This window comes from Paenibacillus sp. Soil724D2 (assembly GCF_001427935.1).
GTDB lineage: Bacteria > Bacillota > Bacilli > Paenibacillales > NBRC-103111 > Paenibacillus_E.
Genome location: NZ_LMRY01000023.1, coordinates 206,091 through 231,161 on the forward strand (window position 1 = coordinate 206,091; position 25,071 = coordinate 231,161).

24 protein-coding genes are annotated in these 25,071 nt (G+C 43.5%); 6 read left to right on the forward strand and 18 right to left on the reverse strand.

Annotated features, from left to right (window positions below):
* Nucleotides 1-57: 57 nt before the first annotated feature.
* From ASG85_RS20190 to ASG85_RS20225, 8 genes are all read right to left on the reverse strand, one after another.
* Complete coding sequence (locus tag ASG85_RS20190; protein WP_060647592.1) at nt 58-1,548, reverse strand: gamma-glutamyltransferase family protein; 1,491 nt, start codon at nt 1,546-1,548, stop codon at nt 58-60.
* Nucleotides 1,541-2,560: an ABC transporter ATP-binding protein gene (locus ASG85_RS20195; protein ID WP_060647649.1), complete on the reverse strand. Its 1,020-nt coding sequence runs from the start codon at nt 2,558-2,560 to the stop codon at nt 1,541-1,543. The genes ASG85_RS20190 and ASG85_RS20195 overlap by 8 nt, the downstream gene beginning before the upstream one ends.
* A complete protein-coding gene (locus ASG85_RS20200; RefSeq protein WP_060647593.1) occupies nt 2,560-3,558 on the reverse strand; it encodes an ABC transporter ATP-binding protein in 999 nt (332 codons plus the stop codon). The genes ASG85_RS20195 and ASG85_RS20200 overlap by 1 nt, the downstream gene beginning before the upstream one ends.
* Nucleotides 3,559-3,593: 35 nt before the next feature.
* Nucleotides 3,594-4,514 carry an ABC transporter permease gene (locus tag ASG85_RS20205; RefSeq protein ID WP_060647594.1) on the reverse strand — a complete coding sequence of 307 codons (921 nt, stop codon included), beginning with the start codon at nt 4,512-4,514 and terminating at the stop codon, nt 3,594-3,596.
* Nucleotides 4,515-4,527: 13 nt separating this feature from the next.
* The gene (locus tag ASG85_RS20210) at nt 4,528-5,445 is read right to left on the reverse strand and encodes an ABC transporter permease (RefSeq protein WP_060647595.1); all 918 of its coding nucleotides are present in this window, start codon (nt 5,443-5,445) and stop codon (nt 4,528-4,530) included.
* A 103-nt stretch (nt 5,446-5,548) separates the two neighbouring features.
* Nucleotides 5,549-7,105, reverse strand: coding sequence for an ABC transporter substrate-binding protein (locus ASG85_RS20215; RefSeq protein ID WP_063860336.1), 1,557 nt, complete (start codon nt 7,103-7,105; stop codon nt 5,549-5,551).
* A 67-nt stretch (nt 7,106-7,172) separates the two neighbouring features.
* A complete protein-coding gene (locus tag ASG85_RS20220; protein WP_060647596.1) occupies nt 7,173-7,880 on the reverse strand; it encodes a gamma-glutamyl-gamma-aminobutyrate hydrolase family protein in 708 nt (235 codons plus the stop codon).
* Between the two features lie 45 nt (nt 7,881-7,925).
* A complete protein-coding gene (locus tag ASG85_RS20225) occupies nt 7,926-9,347 on the reverse strand; it encodes an NAD-dependent malic enzyme (RefSeq protein WP_057307648.1) in 1,422 nt (473 codons plus the stop codon).
* Nucleotides 9,348-9,569: 222 nt separating this feature from the next.
* Between ASG85_RS20225 and ASG85_RS20230 the strand changes: the two genes are divergently transcribed.
* The 3 genes from ASG85_RS20230 to ASG85_RS20240 all read left to right on the forward strand — a co-directional run bounded on the left by ASG85_RS20230 (nt 9,570) and on the right by ASG85_RS20240 (nt 13,498).
* Entirely contained in the window at nt 9,570-10,541 is a 972-nt protein-coding gene (locus tag ASG85_RS20230) for a LysR family transcriptional regulator (RefSeq protein WP_082562644.1), read from the forward strand.
* A gap of 168 nt (nt 10,542-10,709) precedes the next feature.
* On the forward strand, nt 10,710-11,723 hold the full coding sequence (locus ASG85_RS20235) for a hypothetical protein (RefSeq protein ID WP_060647597.1): 1,014 nt from the start codon (nt 10,710-10,712) through the stop codon (nt 11,721-11,723).
* A 344-nt stretch (nt 11,724-12,067) separates the two neighbouring features.
* The gene (locus ASG85_RS20240) at nt 12,068-13,498 is read left to right on the forward strand and encodes a M23 family metallopeptidase (RefSeq protein ID WP_060647598.1); all 1,431 of its coding nucleotides are present in this window, start codon (nt 12,068-12,070) and stop codon (nt 13,496-13,498) included.
* A gap of 237 nt (nt 13,499-13,735) precedes the next feature.
* Here the strand turns inward: ASG85_RS20240 and ASG85_RS20245 are convergent, their stop codons facing one another.
* The 7 genes from ASG85_RS20245 to ASG85_RS20275 form a co-directional block, all read right to left on the reverse strand.
* Nucleotides 13,736-14,200 carry a hypothetical protein gene (locus tag ASG85_RS20245; RefSeq protein ID WP_057307651.1) on the reverse strand — a complete coding sequence of 155 codons (465 nt, stop codon included), beginning with the start codon at nt 14,198-14,200 and terminating at the stop codon, nt 13,736-13,738.
* A gap of 86 nt (nt 14,201-14,286) precedes the next feature.
* Nucleotides 14,287-14,436: a 50S ribosomal protein L33 gene (gene rpmG, locus ASG85_RS20250; RefSeq protein ID WP_029195131.1), complete on the reverse strand. Its 150-nt coding sequence runs from the start codon at nt 14,434-14,436 to the stop codon at nt 14,287-14,289.
* A 34-nt stretch (nt 14,437-14,470) separates the two neighbouring features.
* Nucleotides 14,471-15,691 carry a GTP-binding protein gene (locus ASG85_RS20255; RefSeq protein ID WP_057307652.1) on the reverse strand — a complete coding sequence of 407 codons (1,221 nt, stop codon included), beginning with the start codon at nt 15,689-15,691 and terminating at the stop codon, nt 14,471-14,473.
* Between the two features lie 70 nt (nt 15,692-15,761).
* The gene (locus ASG85_RS20260; protein ID WP_060647599.1) at nt 15,762-16,706 is read right to left on the reverse strand and encodes a metal ABC transporter substrate-binding protein; all 945 of its coding nucleotides are present in this window, start codon (nt 16,704-16,706) and stop codon (nt 15,762-15,764) included.
* Nucleotides 16,707-16,722: 16 nt separating this feature from the next.
* Nucleotides 16,723-17,607, reverse strand: coding sequence for a metal ABC transporter permease (locus ASG85_RS20265; protein WP_060647600.1), 885 nt, complete (start codon nt 17,605-17,607; stop codon nt 16,723-16,725).
* Nucleotides 17,553-18,260, reverse strand: coding sequence for a metal ABC transporter ATP-binding protein (locus tag ASG85_RS20270; RefSeq protein WP_060647601.1), 708 nt, complete (start codon nt 18,258-18,260; stop codon nt 17,553-17,555). The genes ASG85_RS20265 and ASG85_RS20270 overlap by 55 nt, the downstream gene beginning before the upstream one ends.
* Before the next feature lie 1,360 nt (nt 18,261-19,620).
* Nucleotides 19,621-20,202, reverse strand: a complete 582-nt coding sequence (locus ASG85_RS20275) for a TetR/AcrR family transcriptional regulator (RefSeq protein WP_060647602.1) — start codon at nt 20,200-20,202, stop codon at nt 19,621-19,623.
* 177 nt (nt 20,203-20,379) lie between these two features.
* Here ASG85_RS20275 and ASG85_RS20280 point away from each other — a divergent pair, with 177 nt between their 5' ends.
* On the forward strand, nt 20,380-20,598 hold the full coding sequence (locus ASG85_RS20280) for an alpha/beta-type small acid-soluble spore protein (RefSeq protein ID WP_060647603.1): 219 nt from the start codon (nt 20,380-20,382) through the stop codon (nt 20,596-20,598).
* Between the two features lie 75 nt (nt 20,599-20,673).
* Here ASG85_RS20280 and ASG85_RS20285 read toward each other — a convergent pair whose 3' ends face one another.
* The 3 genes from ASG85_RS20285 to ASG85_RS39950 all read right to left on the reverse strand — a co-directional run bounded on the left by ASG85_RS20285 (nt 20,674) and on the right by ASG85_RS39950 (nt 22,608).
* Complete coding sequence (locus tag ASG85_RS20285) at nt 20,674-21,519, reverse strand: DNA ligase (protein WP_063860337.1); 846 nt, start codon at nt 21,517-21,519, stop codon at nt 20,674-20,676.
* A gap of 68 nt (nt 21,520-21,587) precedes the next feature.
* Nucleotides 21,588-22,088, reverse strand: coding sequence for an SGNH/GDSL hydrolase family protein (locus ASG85_RS37075; protein ID WP_082588162.1), 501 nt, complete (start codon nt 22,086-22,088; stop codon nt 21,588-21,590).
* A 103-nt stretch (nt 22,089-22,191) separates the two neighbouring features.
* Complete coding sequence (locus ASG85_RS39950) at nt 22,192-22,608, reverse strand: hypothetical protein (protein ID WP_057307658.1); 417 nt, start codon at nt 22,606-22,608, stop codon at nt 22,192-22,194.
* A 170-nt stretch (nt 22,609-22,778) separates the two neighbouring features.
* Between ASG85_RS39950 and ASG85_RS20300 the strand changes: the two genes are divergently transcribed.
* Complete coding sequence (locus tag ASG85_RS20300) at nt 22,779-23,570, forward strand: AraC family transcriptional regulator (protein WP_060647605.1); 792 nt, start codon at nt 22,779-22,781, stop codon at nt 23,568-23,570.
* Nucleotides 23,571-23,600: 30 nt separating this feature from the next.
* The gene (locus ASG85_RS20305; RefSeq protein ID WP_060647606.1) at nt 23,601-24,491 is read left to right on the forward strand and encodes a helix-turn-helix domain-containing protein; all 891 of its coding nucleotides are present in this window, start codon (nt 23,601-23,603) and stop codon (nt 24,489-24,491) included.
* Nucleotides 24,492-25,071 lie beyond the last annotated feature (580 nt).

Consider the following 25,071-nt stretch of genomic DNA (forward strand, 5'->3'; position numbering starts at 1 on the left):
TTTTTAATATTCTTATAGCAATAAAGTTTATTCCGCATTGTGTTTAGGGGTTGTATCTTATTCGCTTACTTGACTTGCTCCTCCCCGTCTTGGATCGGCAGCACCAACTATTTGTCCTGTGTCATGCCATCTCATTAATCCGTGAATCCCCCCGTAAAACATAGGATCCTCATTGTTCACTACCTCATATCCGAGCTTGGCTAAATCATCTGCCACAGCAGCCGGAAGCGGGCTCTCAACAGATATCATTCTTTCATCTATAAAAAACCGCGAGGCAGCTACTGCTTCTTCGAGGCCGATCCTTTTTTTAATAACGTTTTCCAAAATGACAGATAGTATCATAGGGATACGCTTGCCTCCTGCCGAGCCAATCACAATGGTTCTTTCACGGTTTCGTACGATCGTCGGACACACGTAACTTTGAGGCCTTTTTCCCGGCTGCACCTGATTAGGGGAGATTGCATCATTCGTAAAATTACGCATTTGATTATTGAGAAAAAATCCGCCTGTTTCAATGCCCGGACCAAAAAAACCGCCTATTGTATTTGTCGCAGACACACACATTCCATCTTTATCCACAATGGAAAAATGAGTTGTATTAGCAACATCGTCCAGAGTAGCCGGTATCTCTGATATGATGTCCGGTCTGATGTTATCAGCCAAAAAGCCGATCAGCTCACGGCTAATCAGCCTATCTACCGGCGGAGAACAAAAGTCCGGGTCGCCCATTGTGCTTTTTCTCAGCTCATAGCATTTCCTTATGACCTCGCCCCATTGATGTATATAAGGGATAGATTGCTTCTGCTGCTCGTGCAGCTCCAGCAGCTCACTGATTTTTAACGCTTGGATCAACGTTACACCTCCGAAAGGCGGAGGTGTTGTGATCACATCGTAATTGTCGTATTCACTGTAGATCGGCTTTTTCATGGACACGCGATAGTCCCGAAAGTCGTCTTGTGTCATTCCGTCTACCATAGCCGAAATTTGTTGCCCCAGCTCGCCCTGATATAACCAATCGGAGCCGTTATCACGAATTGCTCTCATCGTCTTTGCAAGTACTGGCTGCTTCAGCCATTCTCCTTGACGAATAGCTTCCCCCTTAGGAAAAAAGCTTGGATGCTGTTCTGCAATCAATTGTGGAGAATTCACCAATTGCCGATGTAAGGCTCCACCGGAGGCAAAACCCGCTTCAGCAGCGCTTATAGCAGGATCCATTAAGGTTACCATATCCAAAGTACCGAATAATTCATTCACCTTCTCCATGCCTTTTACAAAGCCCGGGACCCCAATCTCTGTTGGCGAGATAATTCCCGACAAAGGTGCAACTTCCCGGTAATCACACACTACCGATTCTTCAATCTTTGCAGGCAATATTAGCATGACACCGCCTCCCCCGATCCCGGAAGCATAAGGTTCGACCACGCTCAACATATACGAAACCGCGATAGCGGCATCTGCCGCATTGCCTCCGGCCTTTAATACGGACATCCCCGCTTCCGTCGCCAGAGGATGTGCTGAACTGATACCATACTGATGCTGATTACCCATAAAGTGACGCCTCTATTTCCCCAAGCGGATAATGGCATGAAACGGATCGATCCAAACCTATCTGACGTAACTGCGGTTCCTCTACGCGGCACCGATCCTGTACGTAGGGACAGCGGGTATGAAATCTGCAGCCTGAAGGTGGATTTAACGGATTTGGAGTTTCCCCCTCCAATGCTTTCTTCTCTTTTCCGCGAAGTTCCGGATCCGAAACGGGTATGGAGGCAAGAAGCCCTTCGGTATAAGGATGTAAAGGACGGTTAAGCAAATCTTCCTTTTTGCTAATTTCCATAATTTTTCCAAGATACATAACTGCAATGCGATCGCTAATATAGGCAACTGCCGGAAGGCCGTGAGCGATGAAAATGTATGTCAGCTTATAACGCTTCTGTAAAACGGAAAGAAGATTAAGTATTTGTGATTGTATGGACACATCCAGAGCGGACACCGGTTCGTCGCAAACGATCAATTTAGGTTTCAAGGATAATGCTCGTCCTATTCCTATTCTTTGACGCTGCCCGCCGCTAAATTGATGAGGGAACCTCTTTGCAAAATCCGCAGATAAGCCCACCGCTTCCAGAAGCTTATGTACTTCTTCTTCCAATTTATCCCCACTAGCAATCCCGTGAGTACGGAGCGGTTCAGCTATGATATCAAATATTTTCAAACGAGGATTTAATGATGAAAACGGATCTTGAAAAATCATTTGAATATCCTTTCGTTTTTTGCGAAGCGTTTCGCGTGACATTTCGCTAAGATCAGTATCCTCAAACAATATTTTCCCGGAGGAAGGCTCTATTAAGTGCATAATCATATTCCCCAACGTCGATTTTCCGCATCCCGATTCACCCACAATACCAAGTGTTTCACCCTCATAAACAGTGAGGCTCACTTGATCTACCGCTTTTAATATTTGCGTTTTTCTTTTTATGAAGCCCTTGGTAATTTCGAAATGCTTGCTCAACTCGTGGACTTTCAGGAGCACTTTGCGTTGTTCTTTCGTATCCACTATCATCACCTCTTCTCCGTCCATTCTTTTTCGAATTCTTCCTGATACATTAAGCATCTAACCTGATGATCCAACGCTAATTCTGTTAAACGCGGCTCATTACGGCTGCATGCCCCGGTTGCTAAGGAACAACGCGGATGAAAGCGGCAACCTTCCGGCATGTTCAACGGGTTAGGGACCGAGCCTTCTATAGAATCCAAGGTTTCCAGGATATTGTGCAACTTTGGTATGCTTTTTAACAACCCCCGCGTATAAGGGTGCTTTGGATGCTTGAATAATGTATATACGCTGCATTGTTCGACAACTTGGCCTGCGTACATAACGACAACTCTGTCTGCCATTTCAGCAATTACACCCAAATCATGAGTAATCAAGACTATGGAATTACCTTCATTCTGAATAATTTCTTTCATTATTTTCAAAATTTGCGCTTGTATAGAAACGTCCAAGGCGGTTGTCGGTTCGTCAGCGATCAACACTTTAGGATTGCAGGAAATCGCCATCGCAATCATCGCTCTTTGACGCATACCACCGCTTAGTTCGTGGGGATACGATTCATACACACTTTCAGGCCGGGGTATTTTAACTTTGTTCAACAGCTCCAAAGCGTGTTGCTTTGCCTCTGTCTTGTTCATGTTATTGTGGTTCATAAGTGATTCCTGAATTTGATGGCCGATACGGAAAACCGGATTTAATGCGGTCAGAGGCTCTTGAAAGATCATACCGATTTCCTTGCCTCTAATCTTCCGCATCTCATGATGACTTAATTTCAATAAATCCCGGTCCCGAAAACGAATTTCTCCCTCAACAATTTTTCCCGGACTTTCAATCAACCCCATAATAGAAAGGGAGGTTACGCTTTTGCCTGATCCAGATTCCCCCACAATACCAAGTGTTTCCCCCTCTTGTAATGTGAAAGTAACGTCGTCAACAGACGGCACTGCGCCGTTATCCGTGAAGAAGTAAGTTTTTAATCCATTAACTTGTAAAATAGGTTCTTTCATTGTATTTCTCCTCCCTCCATGAATGATGCCTACTTTTATATGTCTTGAGAACGAGGGTCGAAAATATCACGCAACCAGTCGCCCAAAAATATGATACCTAGCGTCGTGATAGTTATGGCTATTCCGGGAAAAGTTGCGAGCCCCCAATTAGTAGCCAAGTATTCACGTCCGGTGCTCAGCATTCCGCCCCAAGAAATGGTGGGAGGCTGAATGCCTAAACCCAAGAAACTCAGTGAAGCTTCTGAAATAATGGTAGTCGCCATGCTTAATGTCCCAAGCACACAAAAGGATGAAAACACATTTGGTAATAAATGTCGGATCATAATCATCCCGTCACGTACTCCAATCGATTTAGCGGCTCTGACAAATTCTCTTTCTTTTAGACTTAATACCTCGCTTCGGATAACCCTTGCATAAACTACCCAATTCGTGACACCCAACACAACAATAAGAGTAAACATACCGGGTCCGGTTACTTTCAATATAACTAGAGTGAACAGAATATTAGGAATAGCCAAAAAAGAATCAACTAATCTCATAAAAACATTATCCAGCCATCCGCCGTAATAACCTGAAATCAAACCAATAGATAAACCAATAGCACCCGCCACAATAATCGCGAATAATCCTACAACCAAAGAAACCTGGGAGCCGTATATGATTCTGCTTAACAAATCTCTGCCCAAGTTATCGGTACCAAGAACATACTGCATGCTTCCGCCATCCAACCAAAAAGGAGGGGCAAGCATATCGGTTATATGTTGTTCTGAAGGATCATAAGGAGCCAACCACGGTGCAAATAACGCCGTAATGATAACGATTGACATAATTACAAAACCGATCGTACCTGTTTTACTTTTGAGCAATAATCTAAACCAAAAGAAGATACGGTGATTTTCTTTTTTGCTTTTCTTTATGAGTCGACTCGCCGGAACTGCTTGCTCACTACTTATCATCCGTCTTCTCCCCTTATCTGTACTTGATACGCGGATCGAGCCATCCGACAAGAATATCCGTTACTATGTTAATCAATATGACGGACACAGCAACAACAAATATAGCTGCTTGTACAACTGCCATGTCTTTTGAATTAACAGATTGTACAATTAATTGGCCTAATCCTGGCCATGCAAAGATGGCTTCCGTAACTAGAGCACCGCCGATCATACCGCCAATCTGCATCATAATGATCGTAACGACCGGAATCAAAGCATTTCTGAATGCATGTTTGTAGATGACAACAGAATTCTTTAATCCCTTACTCTTTGCCGTTCTAACGTAATCCTGATGTAAGGAGTCAAGTAGACTCGAACGGGTTAACCGGGCAATATAAGCGGCATTACCGAATCCAAGCGTAATCGCCGGCAGAATGAGATGTAAGAATGTGCCGCTTCCCGAAACCGGTAACCACTGAAGGTTGACGCCGAACACGAGAACAAGCATAATCCCAAACCAAAAATGGGGCATCGCCTTTCCGAGAACGGTCCCTGTCGTTACAAAAAGTTCGAGAATAGAGTTTTTGTGTGTTGCGGACAAGATTCCAAGCGGTACTGCCAAACAAATTGCGATTATTTTGGCGGCTACAGCCAACTCTAATGTAACAGGCAGCCTTTCCAGCACTAACTCCAGCGCATCCTGATTAAACCGGAATGATTTACCGAAATCACCATGCAGCACATTCCATAAGTAGGTCGCATATTGAACATAGAATGGTTTATCTAAATTTAAAGCTTTCCGGAGTGCATCCATATCTTCTTGGGTAGCGTCCTCCGGAAGCATTAATGCAACAGGATCCCCGGATAAGTGCATCAAGACAAATACGATAGAAACGATGATCAACAACACGGGAGCCATCTGTGCCAATCGTCTTAGGGCATAACTTCTCATGGAATTCACTTCCTTATGTTATTATGCGAACAAGCTGTTAAGTAATATTGAAAAGATAGGGGCATAAATATTGCCCCTATTGAAGCTTTTAAATAAGCAAATATCAGCGTTTTGAAATTTCGTATACTTTATACATTTCATCTAAACGAGGGGTGAAGTTCACAGATTTACTTACTCCGTAGCTGTTATGCTCCAGATACAGGTACAATCTCAAAAATTGATTCGCTTCCACTTGTTGTGCCATTTGATACTGAGAGTCCCTTTCATCTTGATTCATGTTCTTTTCAGCTTTTTTCAATATCTCTTCCAACTCCGGACTGCTAAGACCCAAATTAGTTAAGCTTCTAACCGAAGTGAGATGCTCGCTGACCATAGTGAAAGCATCGAAGTTAGAGTTAGCCAACCAAACCATATGTAAATCACTGACTTTGTTTACTTTTCTTATTTCTTCATAAACACTAAATTCAAGTAATTCCAATTTCACCTTAATACCTACTTTAGCCAGCATACCGACTATCATCTCAGTAACTTCCTTATCTTTTGCATAACGTCCTGTGGTCGATTGCATCGTCAGTTCCAAGCCATTCTCGTATCCTGCTTCTTTCAATAATTCCTTAGCACGCTTTTCATCATATACAGCAACATTGAACAATTTTGGATTTGCCCCGAAATTACCTGGCGTAATGCGTGTTCGCGTCGTAGTACCCAAACCGCCTAATAATTTATCAATGATCAGCTTTTTATCTATTGCCAACTCAACGGCTTCCCTGACTCTCTGATCTGCCATTGGAGATTTTGGACTAGTAACTTTTGGAACAAGAAATGCTACACGGTTCGAAGCACCGCTTATGATCCCGGTTTTATCATTTCCTTTCACACGTGGCCAATCATTGCTGCCGACTGAGGGAATAATATCCACTCCACCCGTTAAAAGCTCTCCAACTCTTGTCGAGCCTTCAGGAAGAATACGGAACACTACCTGGCTCCAATCTTTTGCGGCACCTTCGAAGTATTGCTCATAAGGCTCCAACTTAAGGTAGCTGCCTTTTTTCCACTCAACAAACTTAAACGGTCCTGTTCCAACAGGCTGCTGGTTGAAGGAATCCATTCCTTTTTCTTCTATGTATTTTTTCGGTAAAATTGCAGCACTTGTGCGGGCAATGACACTCAAGAAAAGTGGGTTTGGTCCGTCCGTAATAAATTGTACCTTGTACGGATCAATAATCTTCACTTCTTTAATTGATTTGTAATACACACTTTCGCCCAGCGTTTTCTCAGCAACTGCTCTTTCGAAGGAAAACTTGACATCCTCTGCAGTCATTTCTGTGCCGTTATGAAACTTAATGCCCTTTTTAAGATCAAATTCCCATGTCGTATCGTTTACTTTTTTATAACTTTCTGCCAAATCAGTGCTGATGTTTCCTTTAGCGTCGCGTTTTAATAATGTATTGTACATGTTATTGACTGCCATCCATGTTACAAAATCATTATGGGCGTAAAGATCCATGGATTTGACCTCTGTAGGCAGCGCGATTGTCAGTGGACGCTTTTCATCCTTCTTGTCGGGTTGAGCCGTATTATTCTTACTAGTGGTACAACCCGCCAGCAAAACTGCAAATGCAATAAAACATAAAAGAGCGGCTTTAATAGAATGCTTCATATATATATATCCCCCTATTATTTTTTTCACAACATAACAACAGCCACAATAAAGAAAAGCCGGATAACTAAAGTTGACAAGCCTGGACGAAAGCATTAAACAGTTTCAGAGAGTAAATATCGTTCTTGCCGGTCAAATTTTCCGGATGCCATTGCACGCCCAAAACAAAACGGTGCGTCTTGCACTCAAATGCCTCAATGATACCATCACTGGCTCTTGCGCATACTTCAAAACCTTCAGCAACTTTTCTTACCGCTTGATGGTGGTAGCTGTTCACCTTAAAACGGGTGGATTGAACAGCTTGATGGAGCAGCGAGTTTTCTGCAACATCTACAAAATGCGTTACGTGGCTCCGGGGCGCATTTTGTCTATGCTGCAAAAGCTGATGATCATGTTGGGCATAAATGTCTTGAAAGAGATCCCCGCCAGCAGAAACGTTAATCATTTGACTGCCCCTGCAGATGCCCAGGATTGGTTTGTCTAATTTCAAAAATTTGCTTATCGTCATAATTTCGAAATGATCCCTTTCAGGGCATACTTCACCTAATTCCGGATGAGGTTCTTCTCCGAAAATATTGGGGTCAACATCTCCTCCTCCAGTAACCAATAAGCCGTCAATTGATTCTACCAGTCGGTCTACTTCTGAATCCTCCGACAAATTAGGCAGTACGATCGGCACTCCGCCCGCTTTTACAATTGCACGAATATTACTCAACCCGGTGGTCAGCAGTTTCTCATCTCTGATATTCGATGTAATTCCAATAATAGGTTTCAATTCATACACTCCTTCTGCAAAATACCACGAGTTTATATATCTTTGTTAGCGGAAATCCTTCGGCACTTTTTTGGCTACACCCGTTCGAATAGCCGCTTCAATTACCCGGTTCCGAACTGCGCTAACTACTTTATGATTAAATACGCTTGGTATAATATGACTCTTACTTCTGTCCTCGTCAGTAATGATCGAGGCGATAGCTTCGGCTGCTGCAAACTTCATTTCTTCATTAATTGTGACTGCTCTGCAATCCAAGGCCGCACGAAATATTCCTGGAAAACAAAGCACGTTGTTGATTTGATTCGGATAATCCGATCGACCTGTTGCAATTACCGCAGCTATATCTTCGATATCCTCTGGGACAATCTCCGGATCGGGATTGGCCATGGCGAACACGATTGGATTTGCCGCCATCGTCATGACATCCTCTCTCGTTAACAAACCTCCAGAGGAAAGGCCAATAAATACATCTGCTCCTCTTAACGCATCGCGTAAGGTACCCGAAAGCCGCTTTGGATTCGTTTCCATTGCGAACCATTCCTTCATCGGATTATCATACTTTTGGTCAGCGGTCAGTATCCCCCGCCGGTCAACGCCCACGATCTCCTTTACACCTGCCGCAAGCAGCATACGGGTACAAGCCACCCCGGCAGCGCCAACTCCGCATACAACAACCTTGATCTCCTCCATAGATCTGTTCACGAGTTTCAAAGCATTGAGCAACCCTGCATACATGACAACCGCTGTCCCATGCTGGTCATCATGAAAAACCGGAATATCCAATTCTTCACGCAGCCGTTGTTCAATCTCAAAACACCGTGGCGCTGAAATGTCCTCAAGGTTAATCCCGCCGAATACGGTGGCTATATGCTTTACAGTTTGGATAATTTCTTCCGAATCCTGCGTGCTGATACAGATCGGAAATGCGTCTACTCCCGCAAATTGTTTAAACAAGACCGCCTTTCCTTCCATGACCGGCATAGCTGCACTGGGCCCAATGTTTCCAAGCCCGAGAACAGCACTTCCGTCAGAGACCACAGCTACTGTATTTTTCTTGATGCTGAGGGTAAATGCTTTGGCAGGATCTTCTTTGATCGCCATACATACTCTGGCTACATCCGGTGTATACACCCGGGACAAATCGTCGCGGTTTTGAACCGGGCTTTTGGGCACTGTCGAAATTTTCCCACCAAGATGCAGCAGAAAGGTACGGTCGGATACATGAATCAGCTTTATCCCTGGGATTCTAGAAACCGCTTTCTCAATTTCACCGATTTGCCCCGCTTCGGCGACGTTTATCGTGAGGTCTCTTACTGAAATATTCTTTCCCGCGTCCACCAGATCAATGGCTATGATGTCCCCCCCTGCCCTTGTAATGCCTGTCGCAACCTCACCGAATTTGATATGAGAGTCCATTTCAATACGCAGTATAATATTTTCTCCTTTATTAAAGGCTATTTTCCCCATACTCTTTCCCCTCTCACAGCGCTTATGAAAACGCTTTAATATGTTTATAGTTTAATACGACATGAGAGAAATTGGAAATACTGCTTCCTTATAAATATATAAGTAGAAATTATTAATTATCGTTATCCTGATAGCGTTTCGAACAATTCCGGTTACAAAAGCAGATTGAAATGCTATAATAAATTGTCGAATCATATTGTCATATATTAGGAGATATCTCATATGCAAGTAAGTTATTTGTCATTACGTTATTTTATGGAAGTCGCTTTTTGTCTTAACTTCAGCCATGCAGCCCAGAAATTGCATATTTCCCAGCCCGGATTGAGCCAGCAAATCACAGCGCTCGAAAAAGAACTCGGCATTAAACTGTTAAACCGTTCGACCCGAAACGTTACATTGACCGCAGAAGGCGATTATCTTCATAAAAATCTTTTACCCTCATTCGATAACATTGAAAAAACCATCTCTCAGCTTGTGGAATCCGGAACTGTCCCGCAAACGACTATTCGAATCGCAACCGTTCCATCCGCTGCAAGCAATATGGTCCCTTACCTTATTAAAAAATTAAAAGAAGAGCATCCATTAATCGAATTTTATATCAAGGAAACAACCTCCGTTCACGCAGCCGAGCTTGTACAGAAAAGCGAATATGATCTCGCCTTTATCCGAACTCCGATAGACCTCAAACAGACGATACAGCCGCCGCTTAAGTGGATAGAGTTTTCCAAGCATCCTATGAAGGTGGCTTTATCCTGCCAGCATCCGGCAGCCGTACAAGATGAGATCGATCTTTACGAGCTTAAAAACGAAACTTTTTTACATTATGACCCTAAGCATTCGCCGTCTCTTTATTATTTGCTGGAGCATGCCTGCCTTACCGCTGGATTCATTCCAAAAACCATCGGGGCCGGGCCGGAAATTTTGACCATTGCCAATCTGATCTCCAATGGAATCGGGATTACCTTAATGCCGCAGGATATGCTGGAACTTTTAAATTCTTACAAGATCAAAGCTATTGCATTGAAAAACCTGTCTCTTTTCAGTTCGATTTCTGTCATTTGGAACGACGTAAGCGTACCTTTAATTACGAAGGACGCATTGTCTATATTGGAGCATTTACCACATTACACTACAAAAGAGTCTATGAAATCCAAGACATTATCATCTCAAACCGTAGGACAGCATCTATCATGAATCGGGATGCTGTTTTTTTAATGGCGAATACCGACTCTCAACCTTGAGGACCTGGCATAATTCTACTTATAACCCCTGATTATAAATTTATAATATATTCATATTTTCGCTTTATTTCTGATGATGTTACATTGTTCATGAAAACCAATTAAGAGAGGGGTAAGGTTCATGAATACTGTAAAAATGAATGTCATTTCCTATGGCTTAGGTCCAATAGGCATCAAAATTATGCAAAGCTGTTTGCAATCCGATCATATTCGGTTAATTGGTGCGGTTGATATTGATCCTCAAAAAATCGGAAGGGATGTCGGAGAACTAGCAGAGAGCACTGCTGTGGGGATTAATGTTGTTCAGAATTTAGATGAAATCGATACGGCACGGCTGGAGGGGCGCAAACTTGCACTCCATGCAACAGGATCTAACCTGCCACAGGTTTGGCCGCAAATCAAGCAGTTACTTGATCAAGGATATTCCGTCATTTCTACCTGTGAACAATTAGCTTATCCATGGCACCGCTATTCGGATTTGTCCAAAGAAATTGATCTTTATGCTCGCGATAAAAGACAGTTTGTCATTGGTACCGGAGTTAATCCGGGATATATCATGGATTCTATGACTTTATTTTCCACTTCTGTGACGCAATCGTTGTCCAAAATTAAAGTTTACCGTAAGGTAGATGTCTCCAAACGCCGTATTCCCCTGCAGAAAAAAGTGGGTATTGGTATGTCACCGGAAGAATTTCACCAGCTTGCACAAAACGACCGCATAGGTCATGTCGGACTTGAGGAATCATTGCGTCTTGTTGCTTATGGTTTGAATCTGACCTTAACCGAAGTTATTAATAAAATTGAACCAACCATTTCCCAAGAAAACACTGTCTTAGCAATAGGACCCTTAAGTAAAAATGAAGTAAACGGCTTGCATCAAAATTCAACGGGTTCTACGAAGGAAGGAATACCCATTGAATTGGACCTGATCATGTCTGTAGACGTTGTTACGGAGGACAGGATCATTCTGGAAACGAATGATATGGGTACTGTAGAGTTTGTAGTCCCACAAGGTATTTTTGGCGACACCGCTACCATCAATGTTGTAGTTAACACTGCAAAAACGATGCATTCGTCTAATCAGGTTGGTTTGTTAACCATGGCAGATATTCGACTTACTAGAAATTTAATGTAAGGTACACTTTCTACTTTTAAAAATATCATTTCAAACATATCAACTAATCCCATGCCTTTCATAAAGGCATGGGGTTATTTTTTTGAAAATGATTAGGCGAATATATAACCCCTAATTATAGAAATATAAGTATTTCGTATTTCATATAAGAAATTTTCAATGTTACAATTCAAAAAAAAAGAAAGCGTTTACAAGATTCTCCTGTTCAATTCTTGCTTATTAGAAAGGAGGTGAGGCCATGAGCTCTACATTAGTTTTCCAGTTTTACTAACGTCTATTCTATGGATTTGTAAGTTAGGTCGTTTTACAGGATCTATAGTTCGATACGATTAGGAGGAGATTTTATGTCTACGTTACAGAAGCAGAAGCGCTTATTAAAGAAAAGCATTTTTTGGAGTTTATTGATGAGCGTACTTTTCCTTGTATTATTTAATACGAATGTCCTTGCTGCACTTCCCGCACCCACCGGACTTAAGGCTAATTCCGGGAATGGCGAAGTGACTCTGTATTGGAATGCCGTATCCGGCGCTGTTAAACATAAGATTTCACGGGCTACCTCCAGCGATGGCAAATACAAGCACATTGCCAACAATATTACATCGACGTCTTTTACCAATACCGGGGTAGACAACGAGACTACATACTGGTATAAGGTGGCGGCTATCGATTCCGAGGGTAACACAAGTGAGTATTCCAGCGCTGTTTCAGCCAAACCAAGTGCGGTTCCAGCTGCACCGACCGCATTGATAGCAGTAGCGGGTGATGGACAAGCTGTTCTCGCTTGGGAAGCATCGGGCAGTAATACGAGCTATACGGTTAAGATGAAAACATCCTCGACCGGGTCTTATTCGACTGTGGCAAGCGGAGTAAACAATACGACATTTACCAAATCAGGCTTGACAAACGGCTCTATATATTACTTTGCCATCAACGCTACCAACTCCGCCGGCACAAGTGCCGATTCGAATGTTGCTAGAGTTACTCCTGTGGCCCCGCCTACAGGCAGCGTCTATTGGCCTCTAAGCTTTTCAACTGCTGTCAATGGGGACGAAATCCGCTATCCATACGGTCCCCGCAGGCCCGGGGATTATGATTACCATGCCGGGATCGACATAAATGCTCCGGAAGGCACCCCTGTCTATGCCATGATGGATGGAACCGTAACTAATATTACTCCGGATAACGGCAGCTCAGGTCCTGGCAACAAAGTCCTTGTCAATCACGGAAATAAACATTGGACCGGTTATTTACATCTTAGTGCATTCGCTTCGGGATTGACGGTGGGTCAAACGGTTCAAGCCGGCGATCTGATTGGATATGTGGGGCACACCGGCGCGAATTCCGACCATTTACACATTACTTACATGGTAGGACTAACCTCCGAAACCAATAACGAATCCAGAAGCAAGAACCCGATGGAAATACTGCCTCATAGCCAACCGACGGTCACCGCAGCGTTCCGCACCGATACAAGCAATACAGTTGACATCAACATCCCGGTCCAGCAGAACACTATTCGCTGGATCATTCTGAAGGGCCAAGGACAAACAAAAATCGCAGATTACTATGATATCGTTGGCCAAGGTTCAACGAACCGCAACAATCAGAGCCAGTATGGCATGTATATTGACGTTGACACTCCTGTCGATCCATACCCGGCAGGCGGAGGAAATCTGCATCTCTTTGTCCGGCCTGATCCTGTTTCCTCCTTCATCGCTGACAGAATTATCATTAAAGACTTTAACGGTAACACACTGATTGACAAGGCAAAATAAAAAAGTCTGCATCAAAAAGGAGCTGTCCTAGTCATGTTTGACTTTTGGGACAGCTCCTTGCAGCTAATGGGCTTGAAACTGTTGGTTAGCGTGGAAGCTCCATACGCTCGGTCACTAAATGGTACTTTGGATGCTCCCCATCAATGATTCGAAATCGCAGCTGGTAAGGTTCTTGGATTGTAAGCTACATAACCGTGAGCGATTTTGTCGTAACTCATTTTTGTACGTTTTCAGTGCCTAAACTTCATTCTCAAAAATTTCAGCGCATAGCTGGATCATCTGACAAAAGGAACGGTTGTGGCCTATGTAAAAGGATGAAAGATCGTATCGGTTCCTTGCGGGTTCAAAGGAAATCAATAAGCGATGTCTCATGCGCTTCATGGTCAATTGGACAAATTGCTCGGCTCGCTCAGAGGCTATGATCGTGAGATAAGCATACAGGGAATGGTCTTCCGGTTCGTCAAGCGGGCTTACACCTGCACAAGAGAATTCAGTTGCTATTTGCTTCTGCTGAAGCAGTATCAAGGCAGGGAACAATTCGGTATCCACGTTGATATGTCCGAGAAGTTTGGTCTTCTTAGCGTGCTTGCGCTGTTTCTCACGTGCTGCCCATTGCAATAATTCCTGCTCGCGGCGGTGCCAATGAGCATCCGTGTGATGACTTAGAATGACATCTCTTGCCTCATTGGTATTCAAACTCATCAAACCCATCAACCTCCTTTGGGATATTATAATCCCTTTCGTAAAGCAGAAAACCCGGACAAGTAAGCCCGGACTTTCTTGGTTTATTAACGTGTTTCACGATGAAGCGTGTGACGCTTCAGACGCGGACAATACTTTTTCAGCTCCAAACGAGAGGTTTGGGTTCTTTTATTCTTCGTCGTTGTATAGTTTCTGTCACCAGTTTCGGTACACGCCAATGTAATAATGACTCTCATACTGTTCACCTCCTATCATACATCATTACTGAATTTATTGTGGCAAAGGGCAGGCTTCCTCCAACTCCATTATGGCATTCGGCAGCTCATCCTCGAAACGATTCCAATCTCCTTGCATTTCATCATCCGTTAACAAGCAGGCATCCAAAGATGCCACTATACTAACCCGGTCCATCTCAATGCCTATAAATACAACCTTGTTAATGCGATCTCCATAGGTATCATCCCAATGCTTGATTTGTTCCGCGTCTTCTTCGAGATCGGCTCCTCTTTCACCATCTGGCAGCGCCGCCACCCAATACCCTGCTGGACCGAAGCGAATAGAAGGACCTGCTTGGCTTAAGTTCTGAGCGTGATCATTGCGAGTTGCAAGCCACATGATCCCTTTAGCTCGGATGATCTCCGCCGGCCAATCTTCCATCCAACTCATCAGCCGCGAAGGCTCGAACGGGCGAATTCTTTCGTAGACAAAAGAGGAAATGCCATATTCTTCGGTTTCTGGTGTATGGGTTTCCTTCTCCATTTCCCGCATCCAGCCTGCGGACGTACTTGCTTCATCGAAATTAAATAAATGAGTATTCAAAATATCTGTTGGAGCTACCTTCCCGTGAACCGAACGAATGAATTTGGCTCTAGGTTGTAAGGAGCGCAGCACGCCCTCTAGCTCAATCAGCTCATCTTCTTCCAGCATGTCACATTTATTCAAAATCAGGACATCACAAAACTCAATTTGGTCAATCAGAAGATCAACAACTTCGCGAGTATCATCTTCGCCCACAGCTTGACTGCGTTCAAGGAGCGTTTCTCCAGAGGAGTAGTCCGTCCAGAAACGATAGGCGTCTACGACAGTTACCATCGTGTCGAGACGGCAAACTTGCGTAAGATCAATCCCTTGCTCTTCATCTATATAGGTGAACGTTTGCGCAACTGGTAAAGGTTCACCTACACCTGTTGATTCAATAAGAATATAGTCAAATTTATTCTCTTTAGCAAGCCGCTCTACTTCCTTCAACAGGTCTTCACGTAATGTACAGCAGATACAGCCATTGGACATTTCAACCAAGCTCTCATTCGTTCGGGAAAGCCCGCTTCCTTCTCTAATCAGCTCAGCGTCGATGTTGACCTCACTTAAATCGTTGACAATGACTGCAATTTTTAAGCCATCACGATTATGTAGGACGTGGTTTAATAATGTTGTTTTGCCTGCTCCCAAATAACCGCTTAAGACGGTTACAGGTATTTTATGATCTACCAAAGTCACAACCTCTTTCTATTCGTAAATTTTACGTATTTGAACGATTAAAAAAAGCACTACATGTTTCTATTTATTCATTTAACGCTTTTTTCAATGCTTCCAGGTTATTCGTCATAACACCGATGTAATCAAGGTTTTTCTTTTTGTCATCGTCCGTTAATCCCTCAATTGGGTTCAGCACAGCCGTTTTCGCTCCGACTTCTTTGGCAATTGTACTCGCAACCTTTGGATCTACTAAAGTTTCAAAGAAAATCGTTTGTACCTTATTATCCTTCGCAAATTTAATAATATCGGCCATTTTATCAGGAGCTGGCTCTTCTTCAGGGGAAAGTCCAGCAATAGGGACCTGTGTTAGCCCGTATTCTTTGGCCAAATAACCAAAAGCAGCATGCTGCGTGACGAATGCTTTACGCTTAACATTTTTAAGACCTGTTTTAAATGACTCGTCCAAGGCTTTGAGCTTTCCGATATAAGCATCCGCATTTTTCCGATAATCCTCTTTGTTAGCAGGGTCAGCTTGCGTTAATCCAACTACAATGGCCTCAACCTCTTGAACAGCAAGAACTGGATTTAACCAAACATGCGGATCTTGGATTTTGTCACCATGCGCTTCGTTCTTGTGATCCTCTTGATGCTCTTCTTCCGGTAAGCCTTCCATGAATTCAATTCCTTTACTTGCTTCAACAACAACACGATTCTTATTGTCAGCGCTCTTAAGTGATTGCTCCGCCCATCCTTCAACGATACCGTTGTAAACGAACACATTGGCGTTCTTCAATTGTTGCATATCTTTCGCACTAGGCTCCCAATCATGGGGTTCAGCCCCCGGCGGGATTAAAGCAATCACATTGGCATGATCACCTGCAACCTGCTTAGTGAATTCATACATGGGATAGAAGCTTGTAATGACGTTTAATTTGCCATCGCTTGAAGCGGTGTTAGATGCACAGCCCGATAAGAGAGCAGCTGATAGTACGGTAAAAGCAAGTGATTTCGTTACCCAGATTTTTTTCATTACCTTGTTCCTCCTACTATTTGTTGAATGATGAAATTGTCGTTTCTTTGGAAAAACGAGGGATGATGTCACCTGCATTTTTTGCTTTGCTTTTGCTAAATGTCAGAACGACCTTTTTCAATCCCAAGCCAGTAATAAGAATAAATAAGAGAAGCAGCGCTATTGTTCCTCCCGGGGGTGTACTAAGCTGATAGGAAGCGGTAAGTCCGGAAATGACACCAAGTAACCCAATACTCATAGCTATAAAAAGTGCGGATGTAAAACTAGGAGCAATTCGAATGGCAAGTGCCGCGGGCAGCACGATTAATGCCGAAACGAGAAGTACTCCAACAATTGGCATAGCCGCAGATACAATCATACCTGTTATGACGCTAAAGCCAAGTGAGATCCATTTCACCGGGAGGCCATTAGTCTTAGCCGTATCTTCATCGAATGTAATCTGATAAAGCGGACGACGGAATAGATAGAAAAAGATGCCCCCGAATATCGCTACCACAAACATAAGGAGAAGCTCGGTTTCATTTACAGCAACAACAGATCCGAATAAATAAGCTGAGAAGCCTTTATTAATGCTTTGCTTGAGACTCATGATGATCACTGCGCTAGATAATCCACCCACCATGATGATGGCAACCGAAATTTCACTATAGGTTTTATATGACCTCCTTACATATTCAACAGCTATAGCTCCCAGCGTAGCTACGACGAATCCAGTCAAAGTTGGATTTATGTTTAGATACGCACCTCCTGCAACCCCTGCTAAAGAAACATGGGAGAGCATGTCAGCCATCAATGCTTGCCTCCGTAGCATCAGATATACCCCCAGAATCGAGGCTAGGACGGCAATTAACCCACCGGCACAAAATGCCCGCTGCATGAAGTCGTAGTGCAGCATTTCCATCCGCCATCCTCCTTCCTCTCCAACTCAATAATACGATCCAGATAGGGTGCGACCTCGGATAAGCCATGGGTCACTATAATAACGGTTCGCCCGAGAGCTTTCACTTGATGGTGCATCATCTCATAGAAGCCAAGGCGGCTATCCTGATCCATTCCTGTCGTCGGTTCATCGAGAACAAGCATATCGGGCTCCTGTGCAAGCGCTCTGGCGATGCAAATACGCTGCTTTTGGCCGCCCGAGAGCTCACCGATCTTGCGCTTGCGCAAATCCCACATCCCAACCTGACGGAGTGCTTTCTCCGTCTCCACTGCATCTTCTTTGTCGAGTTTACGGAACCAAGAGCGGCTTGCATACCTGCCTGATTGGACAAACTCCAATATCGTGCTAGGGAATCCACTGTTGAAAGCGGAGATTTGCTGAGATACGTAACCCACTCTCAGCTTCCTCCCCTCTTTATTGGTTGAAGACAAGAAAATACTCCCTTTCCAAGGATCAAGCAGGCCTAGAAGTAATTTCAGCAAGGTCGACTTGGCTGCACCATTGGGGCCTGTAATAGCTACGAATTCACCAGACTGAATCTCTACACTCGCGTCTTGAATACAAGGGACGTCATTGTAACCGAATTCCACCTCATCCATGGAAGCAACTAGCATAAGAACAAATCCTTTCCGGCTTTATATGTAATAATTACGATTTTAAATTGTGACAATCCTCGATTCATCTGTCGAAGCCCAAACTATAAGTAAGTTATTAGACATTACGTTCGATTAATCGTAATAATTACTTATTACACTGAAGAATATATCTTTTTCCAGCGGTTGTGTCAAGAGCAAATAAGCGCGGAAAACGCGCTTAATCTAGATTGCTCGAACCAATAAGCTCGGAAAACGCGCTTTCCGCGAGAGCTCAGCGAGCAGAGGCTCTTCGACAGAGACTGAGAAGTCGAAAATCGACTTCTCAGCAGACCATCCTGCGTGTCCGCGCTGATTAAGCGCGGAAAACGCACTTAATCTAGAGCTCCCGAACCATTAAGCTCGGAAAACGCGCTTAATCTGGATTGACTCGAACCATTAAGCGCGAAAAACGCGCTTTCCGCGAGAGCTTAGCGAGCCGAGGCTCTCCGACAGAGTCTGAGAAGTCGAAAATCGACTTCTCAGTAGACCATCCTGCGCGTCCGCGCTGATTAAGCGCGGAAAACGCGCTTAATCTAGAGCTCCCGAACCAATAAGCGCGAAAAACGCGCTTTCCGCGAGAGCTCAGCGAGCCGAGCCTCTCCGACAGAGTCTGAGAAGCCGAAAGTCGACTTCTCAGCAAACCATCCAGCGCATCCGCGCTGATTAAGCGCGGAAAACGCGCTTAATCTAGAGCTCCCGAACCATTAAGCGCGAAAAACGCGCTTTCCGCGAGAGCTCAGCGAGCCGAGGCTCTCCGACAGAGTCTGAGAAGCCGAAAGTCGACTTCTCAGCAAACCATCCAGCGCGTCCGCGCTGAATAGCTCGGAAAATGCGCTTAATTTAGTGTCCCCGTGCAATTAAGCACGAAAAACCGCGCTTAATCTAGATGCCCGAACCAATTAAGCGCGAAAACCGCGCTCAATCTGAAACTCACGAATAAGAAAGAGACTGTCCAAAGTCTATTTGGAAAGTTCAGCCCCGACCTCATGCATTTCGCAGTCTGCCTGCAATTTCCATTGGAGTTAATCCAACGGAAATGGTGATTTAGGACCCTAAAAGTCAATTGGAGTTATTCCAATAGAATTACGAAAATCGAAGCTTGAGAGTCGATTCCATTGGAAAACATCCAATGGAAATATGATTTTCGTGCTGAAAACGGTTACGAATGTCCAATTAGGTCAAAAGACAATAAGGGCTGTCCACAAGTAGATTTATCTACTTATGGGACAACCCCAAACCCAGAACATATAAATGCCTATATGTATAAGAAAAAACATTCACCCCAAGGAGTGAACGCCATATGATGTGCCACCGTCTTTACTAAAAAGCGAATACGGTTTTATTTTTTCATCAATCCAAACGAGGTATTTAGAATGGTTTCGATTTGCTCCACCGGCACCCCTGTTTTCTCTAGGATACGGGTACCACGCAAGGCATTTGCCAAGAAGGCTCCTAATTCTTTGCTTGTGAAGCGTGTCGTAATCTCTCCAATTGCTTGCCCTTTACTAATCACTTCCTCGAGCAAAAGCTGGACGTCACTGAACATTCTTTCAACTTCATTAGTTACTTCCTCATCGCTCATTCCAAATTCCAACGCTGTGTTGACCATTAGACATCCGTTGCGGCTATCTTCGTTTTTCGAACAAAGTGAAGCGGACTTAACGGCGTTTAGAATTTCCGTTGGCGACCCGCCTTGATCGACCATTTCTCGAAGTGACTCGAGATTTTGCGCTCGATACAGGGCAAGTGCTTTTAGAAAAAGTGAGCGTTTATCTTCAAAGACGCCATACAGACTTTGTTTTTTGACATGAGTCTTATTGGTGAGATCTTCGAATGAGGTTGCTTTGTAACCTTTTGCCCAAAAAACTTCCATCGACTGATACAATACTTTATCAACATCAAATTCTCTTGGTCTGCTCATATGGAAATCATACTCTTAGTTGACTACGCAGTAAAGAACTTAGCCGCAGCTTCTGGCTCATATCGCGTATATGCAATAAGTAGATGATTTCCTGTTGCGAAAATAATTTATGTAAGATGAATAAAAAACCATTTAATCCACAAAATACTTCTACACCACAAAAAAGGAGTGAATCAAATGGCTAGAAGAAACAGCAATACATTAGTCGTGCAACAAGCAAGAGCAGCTCTTGACCAAATGAAATACGAAGTCGCTCAGGAATTAGGTATTCAGATTCCTCAAGACGGTTATTACGGCTACATGGCTACTCGTGATACTGGCGCAATCGGCGGTAACATTACGAGAAGATTAGTTCAATTGGCCGAACAACAACTAACCGGCGGAATGAGACGCTAATTCCTCTTGTGATGTGCAAGCAAACAAAAAGACTGTAACCACCACTTCCTCCTTTGGTGATTCAGTCTTTTTTATTTAGATAACGAATTCGATGAATACTGGCGACCTCAGTTTTCCGCTTTTGGTCCAATTTCTTGTCTTAATCTTTGCCATGATTCGTGGTTCCATATAAGCAAAACTCTGATCTTCCTTGAATACTAATCGATTCTTCACACTATCTAGGGTTTTCTGGTGAATTGGTGTTACACCTGACTCTATAACCCCGACTGGGAACTTGGAGCCATCAGCTGCATCAATAGAGGCCAATAAGGCAAAATTATTTTTTCTGTAACCGGATATGTACACATCCGCATAAGTCCAATTGATTACCTTTTGCCACTGTTTGGACCGTTTTTCTATTTCATATTTGGAATTTTCTTTTTTAGATTTAATGATGATGCCCTCAAGTCCCCGTCCACGAACCTGCTCAAAATATTCTACTGCGTTCCCTTCAAATACGTTAACCTTTTTATAGTTCTCATTTTCAATGAAAGCATTGTCCAACAATTCCTTACGCCCCATTAAGGTTAGACCCGTGACATCGATTCCCTTATATCTTAAGATGTCGAATGCGCAGAATATCACAGGTGTTTTGTTTTTCCTAGATAAAAACCTGGCCGACATGGCTTCAAAGTCTGGTTTCCCTTGCTCATCAATAATCATTAATGCACCATCAAGTATGGTTCCTTCAGGCAGGGGGCATTTATACAACTCCGGGAATTTATTTGTGATCAAGTTATTATGTCTGGTATAAACATAGAGTTTATCCATATTGGAAATAATACACCTAAGACCCTCTAATTTTAATTCCGCTATATGATTTTTACTGTAAAATGGTTTATTATCTTTTGCATTGTATGCAAGCATAGGAGAAATGAACATTTTTAATCACCCTAAGCTAAATGATACTTCACTGTTATCCATCTGCCTAATGGAACTTGGAGGAAAACTCATTTAAGGTAAGGATGCAAAAGGTTTTCCAGTTGCGGTTTTAGTGCTTCACTCATTCTCTTATAGCCTAAATCGGACGGATGTATGCCATCTACTGTGCATTCCCCGTATGCTATTCCAAGCATCTCTTCTCCATTAAAAAAATGGATGTGATGATCTCCGCTTTGCCGCAATCGTTCTACCGTTTTCTGCTGGAATTGCTTTCGCTCCTCCCGTTGTCGAAACATAGGGACGTCGAACGCCTCCTTCGCAAGCCGGATTTGTGAAACGACCAGTATGGTCGCTTCGGAGTATCTGGATCGAAAAATTCGCATAAACTCAGGGAGTGTCTCTCTGAGACGTGGATTTGAACAACCGCCGTAAAATTCGCGAGTCGGTCCATTTCCGATCGAATTGGATAAGACGGCTTTAATGGCAACCTGTGGTAGACAGCATCTTGCTTCAGCCAAGGCAGTCCCATAACCCGAAAAGGTTCTTTCAGAGGTGAGTACCAACTCCAAGCTTTATCCTGATTGTCATCGACCCTCAAAGCTGAGTCTAATTTGCTAACGTCCTTGCTCATCCCTTCACACTCCCCATCACAATTCCTTTGGTGAAATAACGCTATAAGAATGGATACAACAGCAGAATCGGCAATGCGCCGAGAAAAATTTGCGCCGCTCTCGCCGTTCGATCCGAAACCAGATTAATCAGCTCCAGATCCGTCACGAAAATCGCCATTTCGGACAAATTCAGGATTGGGGTAGCAGCAGTCGAAGACGTCACATACGTGCTCAAGAAGCAAAATAGGAAATCAACATCTTGGCTTTTCAAATATGACGATGCGGCAAAAGACTTATCTACACCATCGACAAAGCCTGCCGAGACCACCTCGACGTCATGTTTCCGAAGCATTTCCTCAAATTCACGGCCGTAGCCCTCTAACTCCTCTTTTAATCCCGGAAATTGTGCCCAATAAGGCTCGTGACCAACCGTCATAACGCCGACTCGCGCTTTAGCTTTTTTGAATAAAGTACTCATTTCACTCATCATCCTCCTCGGTAAGTTTACCCTTTAAGCTTAGTGAAATCGGTCTATTGAAACAATGAACAATCCAATAATTATTTCAATTATTCTACGATTTCAGTTACAATAAGAAGATGATCATCAACCTCAACAAAGACAAGAGAATTTGTCATAAGGAGCCTTCTATGATCGAACCGGTTGGTATCTATTTCGAGCATTGTGAGCCAAACAACTGGCATGTACCAAAAAGTAAGACAAACAACCATATTTTAATCCTCATTACAAATGGAACCATTCTCTACACGGTTGAAGACCATACCTTTACTATGCAAAAAGGCGATCTTCTCTTTGTTCCCCAAGGCGTTTGGCGCAGTGCGTTGAATGCGAGCAAAGAAGCTCATGACATGTATGTCGCTCACTTTCATTATGAAGGTGACGGGGATGGACTTCCTATGCTTATCGCGCCTGATCGTTGTTTAACCAGACCTTTTAACTTTGACTATATGAAGCAGAGATTTTCACTGCTGACCCAGCATTGGCTGCGCAAATCTGCCTACTCGGACACCATTTGCCACAGCATCCTGCTTGAAATGCTTGCTATCATCAACGAAGAAATCGATTCTCAATCGATACAGGGCAAATCCTATAGTATCGTTATGCTGCTTCAAGCCTATATTCTTAATCATTATCACCGCACCATCTCCGTGACCGAATTAGCTAAACACGTGGAGCGAACCCCTAACTATGTCAGCACCATTTTCAAACAGGTTACCGGACAATCCGTCACTGACTACATGCAGCAAATCCGCATTGCCGCCGCCTGCGACCTGTTGACCAACTCACAGATGAACGTAGGAGAAATCTCCGATTTTCTCGGATTTTGCGAGCAGTCATATTTTAACAAAGTGTTTAAAAAATGCACCGGCACCCTGCCATCGACCTACGTGAAGGAAAAGGTGAAGATATGGAAATCTTAAGCTGTTACAGAAAAAGGAGGTTGTCATGCCATGTACTACGCTCTGTCTCGATTATCCAAGCTTGATGTCAAATGGGCGGATCTTTTCGACGCGAATAACAGCACCTTTTTCGGTCGGCATCATAACCCCTATTACGAGCTGATCGTCATTGCCGATGGTACGGTTCATTTGCAAACTAACGAAGTCCGCACAACTCTACAAGTCGGTGAATCGCTGCTTATGATGCCTTGGGAGTCACATTCCGGTTGGAATTCGCATGAACGACAGGGCCAATTTTTTTGGGTGCAATTTTCTTGTGAACCCTACCTCAATGAATTCGTGCTGGATCGGGCGTCCGAGCTTAATATTGTCCATGCCGAACGTACGGAACTAAGAACCACTGAAATCCTTCACGAGGATTTGCTTGTAGTGCCTCGTCAGTTTCGTTCCTTACAGCGTTATAAACTGCTCGGTTTGTTTGAAGAACTAGTGGAGACTATGAAACGACCGAACGGTTACTTTCGTTTTCATGCTACCCTTTTGCTTGGCGAAATACTTCGGCTCATGGCAAGTAGTTTCTTGGAGCAAAGCCATTTGGACACGTCTTTCCCCACTTCATACCTGACATTCCGCAAGCTGGTCAACCATTTGAACAATTTTTACGAGTCCGATATTTCCAAAGAAACGTTGGAGCGGGTGCTGGAGCGAAAATATGAATACCTTTGTCAGGTGTTTAAAAAATATGCTGGAACGAACATCCATCACTACATCCATGAGCTTAAAACCCAACATGCCAAACACCTGCTGCGCAATACAGCTAAAAGCGTTAAGGAAATTGCTGAGGAAGTCGGATATCCAGATCCTTTCTACTTCAGCCGGATGTTTAAAAAGATCGCAGGAGTCGCTCCTCAGCATTATCGGAACAATGGACCAGTGGGGTAGTATGGCGCATGAACGCGGCAAAACGACAGGGAAAGATAATCTCCTGCCGTTTCTTCTACGTGGTTCATTGCTTCAATCATCATCTAGAAGATCACGAGATCCGTGATGACATTCTTGCAGGAATATTAGCTTCAAATAATGCATTTATTTCTGAAATTCGGGGGGACAATAAAAAAAGACACATTCCTGTGCCTTTTTAACCTATCTGTTATTGTCTGATAACTAAAATATCACGAGGAGGTCTACCCGTACTTTGGATCTGTTGAATTTGGGAATTTGTAAGGTTGCGTCCTACTAAAATTAAGGAAGAAGTTAGATTATTGAAACTACCTAAATTCGCCACGCTTTGGCGTCCACGAAATACGCGAATGGACCCCTGGAAGTTAATTCGTGAAAACAAAACTAGTGTCACAGAATCTGTAGTTGAAACATTTCTTAGACGGAAACTGGAAAGTACGTTATCAAAACGTAATGCACCCAGATCTCTAACTGCTACACCTCCACGTCTAAGAACAATCCGCCGATTTGTAAAATTATTACCAGAGAAAAGTTGGAGCCTTACATCTGTGTTTGCCAATTC

Coding starts and splice junctions, on each gene's coding strand:
- ASG85_RS20205 (WP_060647594.1), bottom strand. CDS start 4,514: ATGATAAGTAGTGAGCAAGCAGTTCCGGCGAGTCGACTCATAAAGAAA.
- ASG85_RS20285 (WP_063860337.1), bottom strand. CDS start 21,519: ATGTTCATTTCTCCTATGCTTGCATACAATGCAAAAGATAATAAACCA.
- ASG85_RS20305 (WP_060647606.1), top strand. CDS start 23,601: ATGTACTACGCTCTGTCTCGATTATCCAAGCTTGATGTCAAATGGGCG.
- ASG85_RS20195 (WP_060647649.1), bottom strand. CDS start 2,560: ATGATAGTGGATACGAAAGAACAACGCAAAGTGCTCCTGAAAGTCCAC.
- ASG85_RS20280 (WP_060647603.1), top strand. CDS start 20,380: ATGGCTAGAAGAAACAGCAATACATTAGTCGTGCAACAAGCAAGAGCA.
- rpmG (WP_029195131.1), bottom strand. CDS start 14,436: ATGAGAGTCATTATTACATTGGCGTGTACCGAAACTGGTGACAGAAAC.
- ASG85_RS20225 (WP_057307648.1), bottom strand. CDS start 9,347: ATGGGGAAAATAGCCTTTAATAAAGGAGAAAATATTATACTGCGTATT.
- ASG85_RS20270 (WP_060647601.1), bottom strand. CDS start 18,260: ATGCTAGTTGCTTCCATGGATGAGGTGGAATTCGGTTACAATGACGTC.
- ASG85_RS20215 (WP_063860336.1), bottom strand. CDS start 7,105: ATGAAGCATTCTATTAAAGCCGCTCTTTTATGTTTTATTGCATTTGCA.
- ASG85_RS20200 (WP_060647593.1), bottom strand. CDS start 3,558: ATGAAAGAACCTATTTTACAAGTTAATGGATTAAAAACTTACTTCTTC.
- ASG85_RS20240 (WP_060647598.1), top strand. CDS start 12,068: ATGTCTACGTTACAGAAGCAGAAGCGCTTATTAAAGAAAAGCATTTTT.
- ASG85_RS20260 (WP_060647599.1), bottom strand. CDS start 16,706: ATGAAAAAAATCTGGGTAACGAAATCACTTGCTTTTACCGTACTATCA.
- ASG85_RS20230 (WP_082562644.1), top strand. CDS start 9,570: ATGCAAGTAAGTTATTTGTCATTACGTTATTTTATGGAAGTCGCTTTT.
- ASG85_RS20275 (WP_060647602.1), bottom strand. CDS start 20,202: ATGAGCAGACCAAGAGAATTTGATGTTGATAAAGTATTGTATCAGTCG.
- ASG85_RS20265 (WP_060647600.1), bottom strand. CDS start 17,607: ATGGAAATGCTGCACTACGACTTCATGCAGCGGGCATTTTGTGCCGGT.
- ASG85_RS20190 (WP_060647592.1), bottom strand. CDS start 1,548: ATGGGTAATCAGCATCAGTATGGTATCAGTTCAGCACATCCTCTGGCG.
- ASG85_RS20235 (WP_060647597.1), top strand. CDS start 10,710: ATGAATACTGTAAAAATGAATGTCATTTCCTATGGCTTAGGTCCAATA.
- ASG85_RS20245 (WP_057307651.1), bottom strand. CDS start 14,200: ATGAGTTTGAATACCAATGAGGCAAGAGATGTCATTCTAAGTCATCAC.
- ASG85_RS20210 (WP_060647595.1), bottom strand. CDS start 5,445: ATGAGAAGTTATGCCCTAAGACGATTGGCACAGATGGCTCCCGTGTTG.
- ASG85_RS20300 (WP_060647605.1), top strand. CDS start 22,779: ATGATCGAACCGGTTGGTATCTATTTCGAGCATTGTGAGCCAAACAAC.
- ASG85_RS39950 (WP_057307658.1), bottom strand. CDS start 22,608: ATGAGTACTTTATTCAAAAAAGCTAAAGCGCGAGTCGGCGTTATGACG.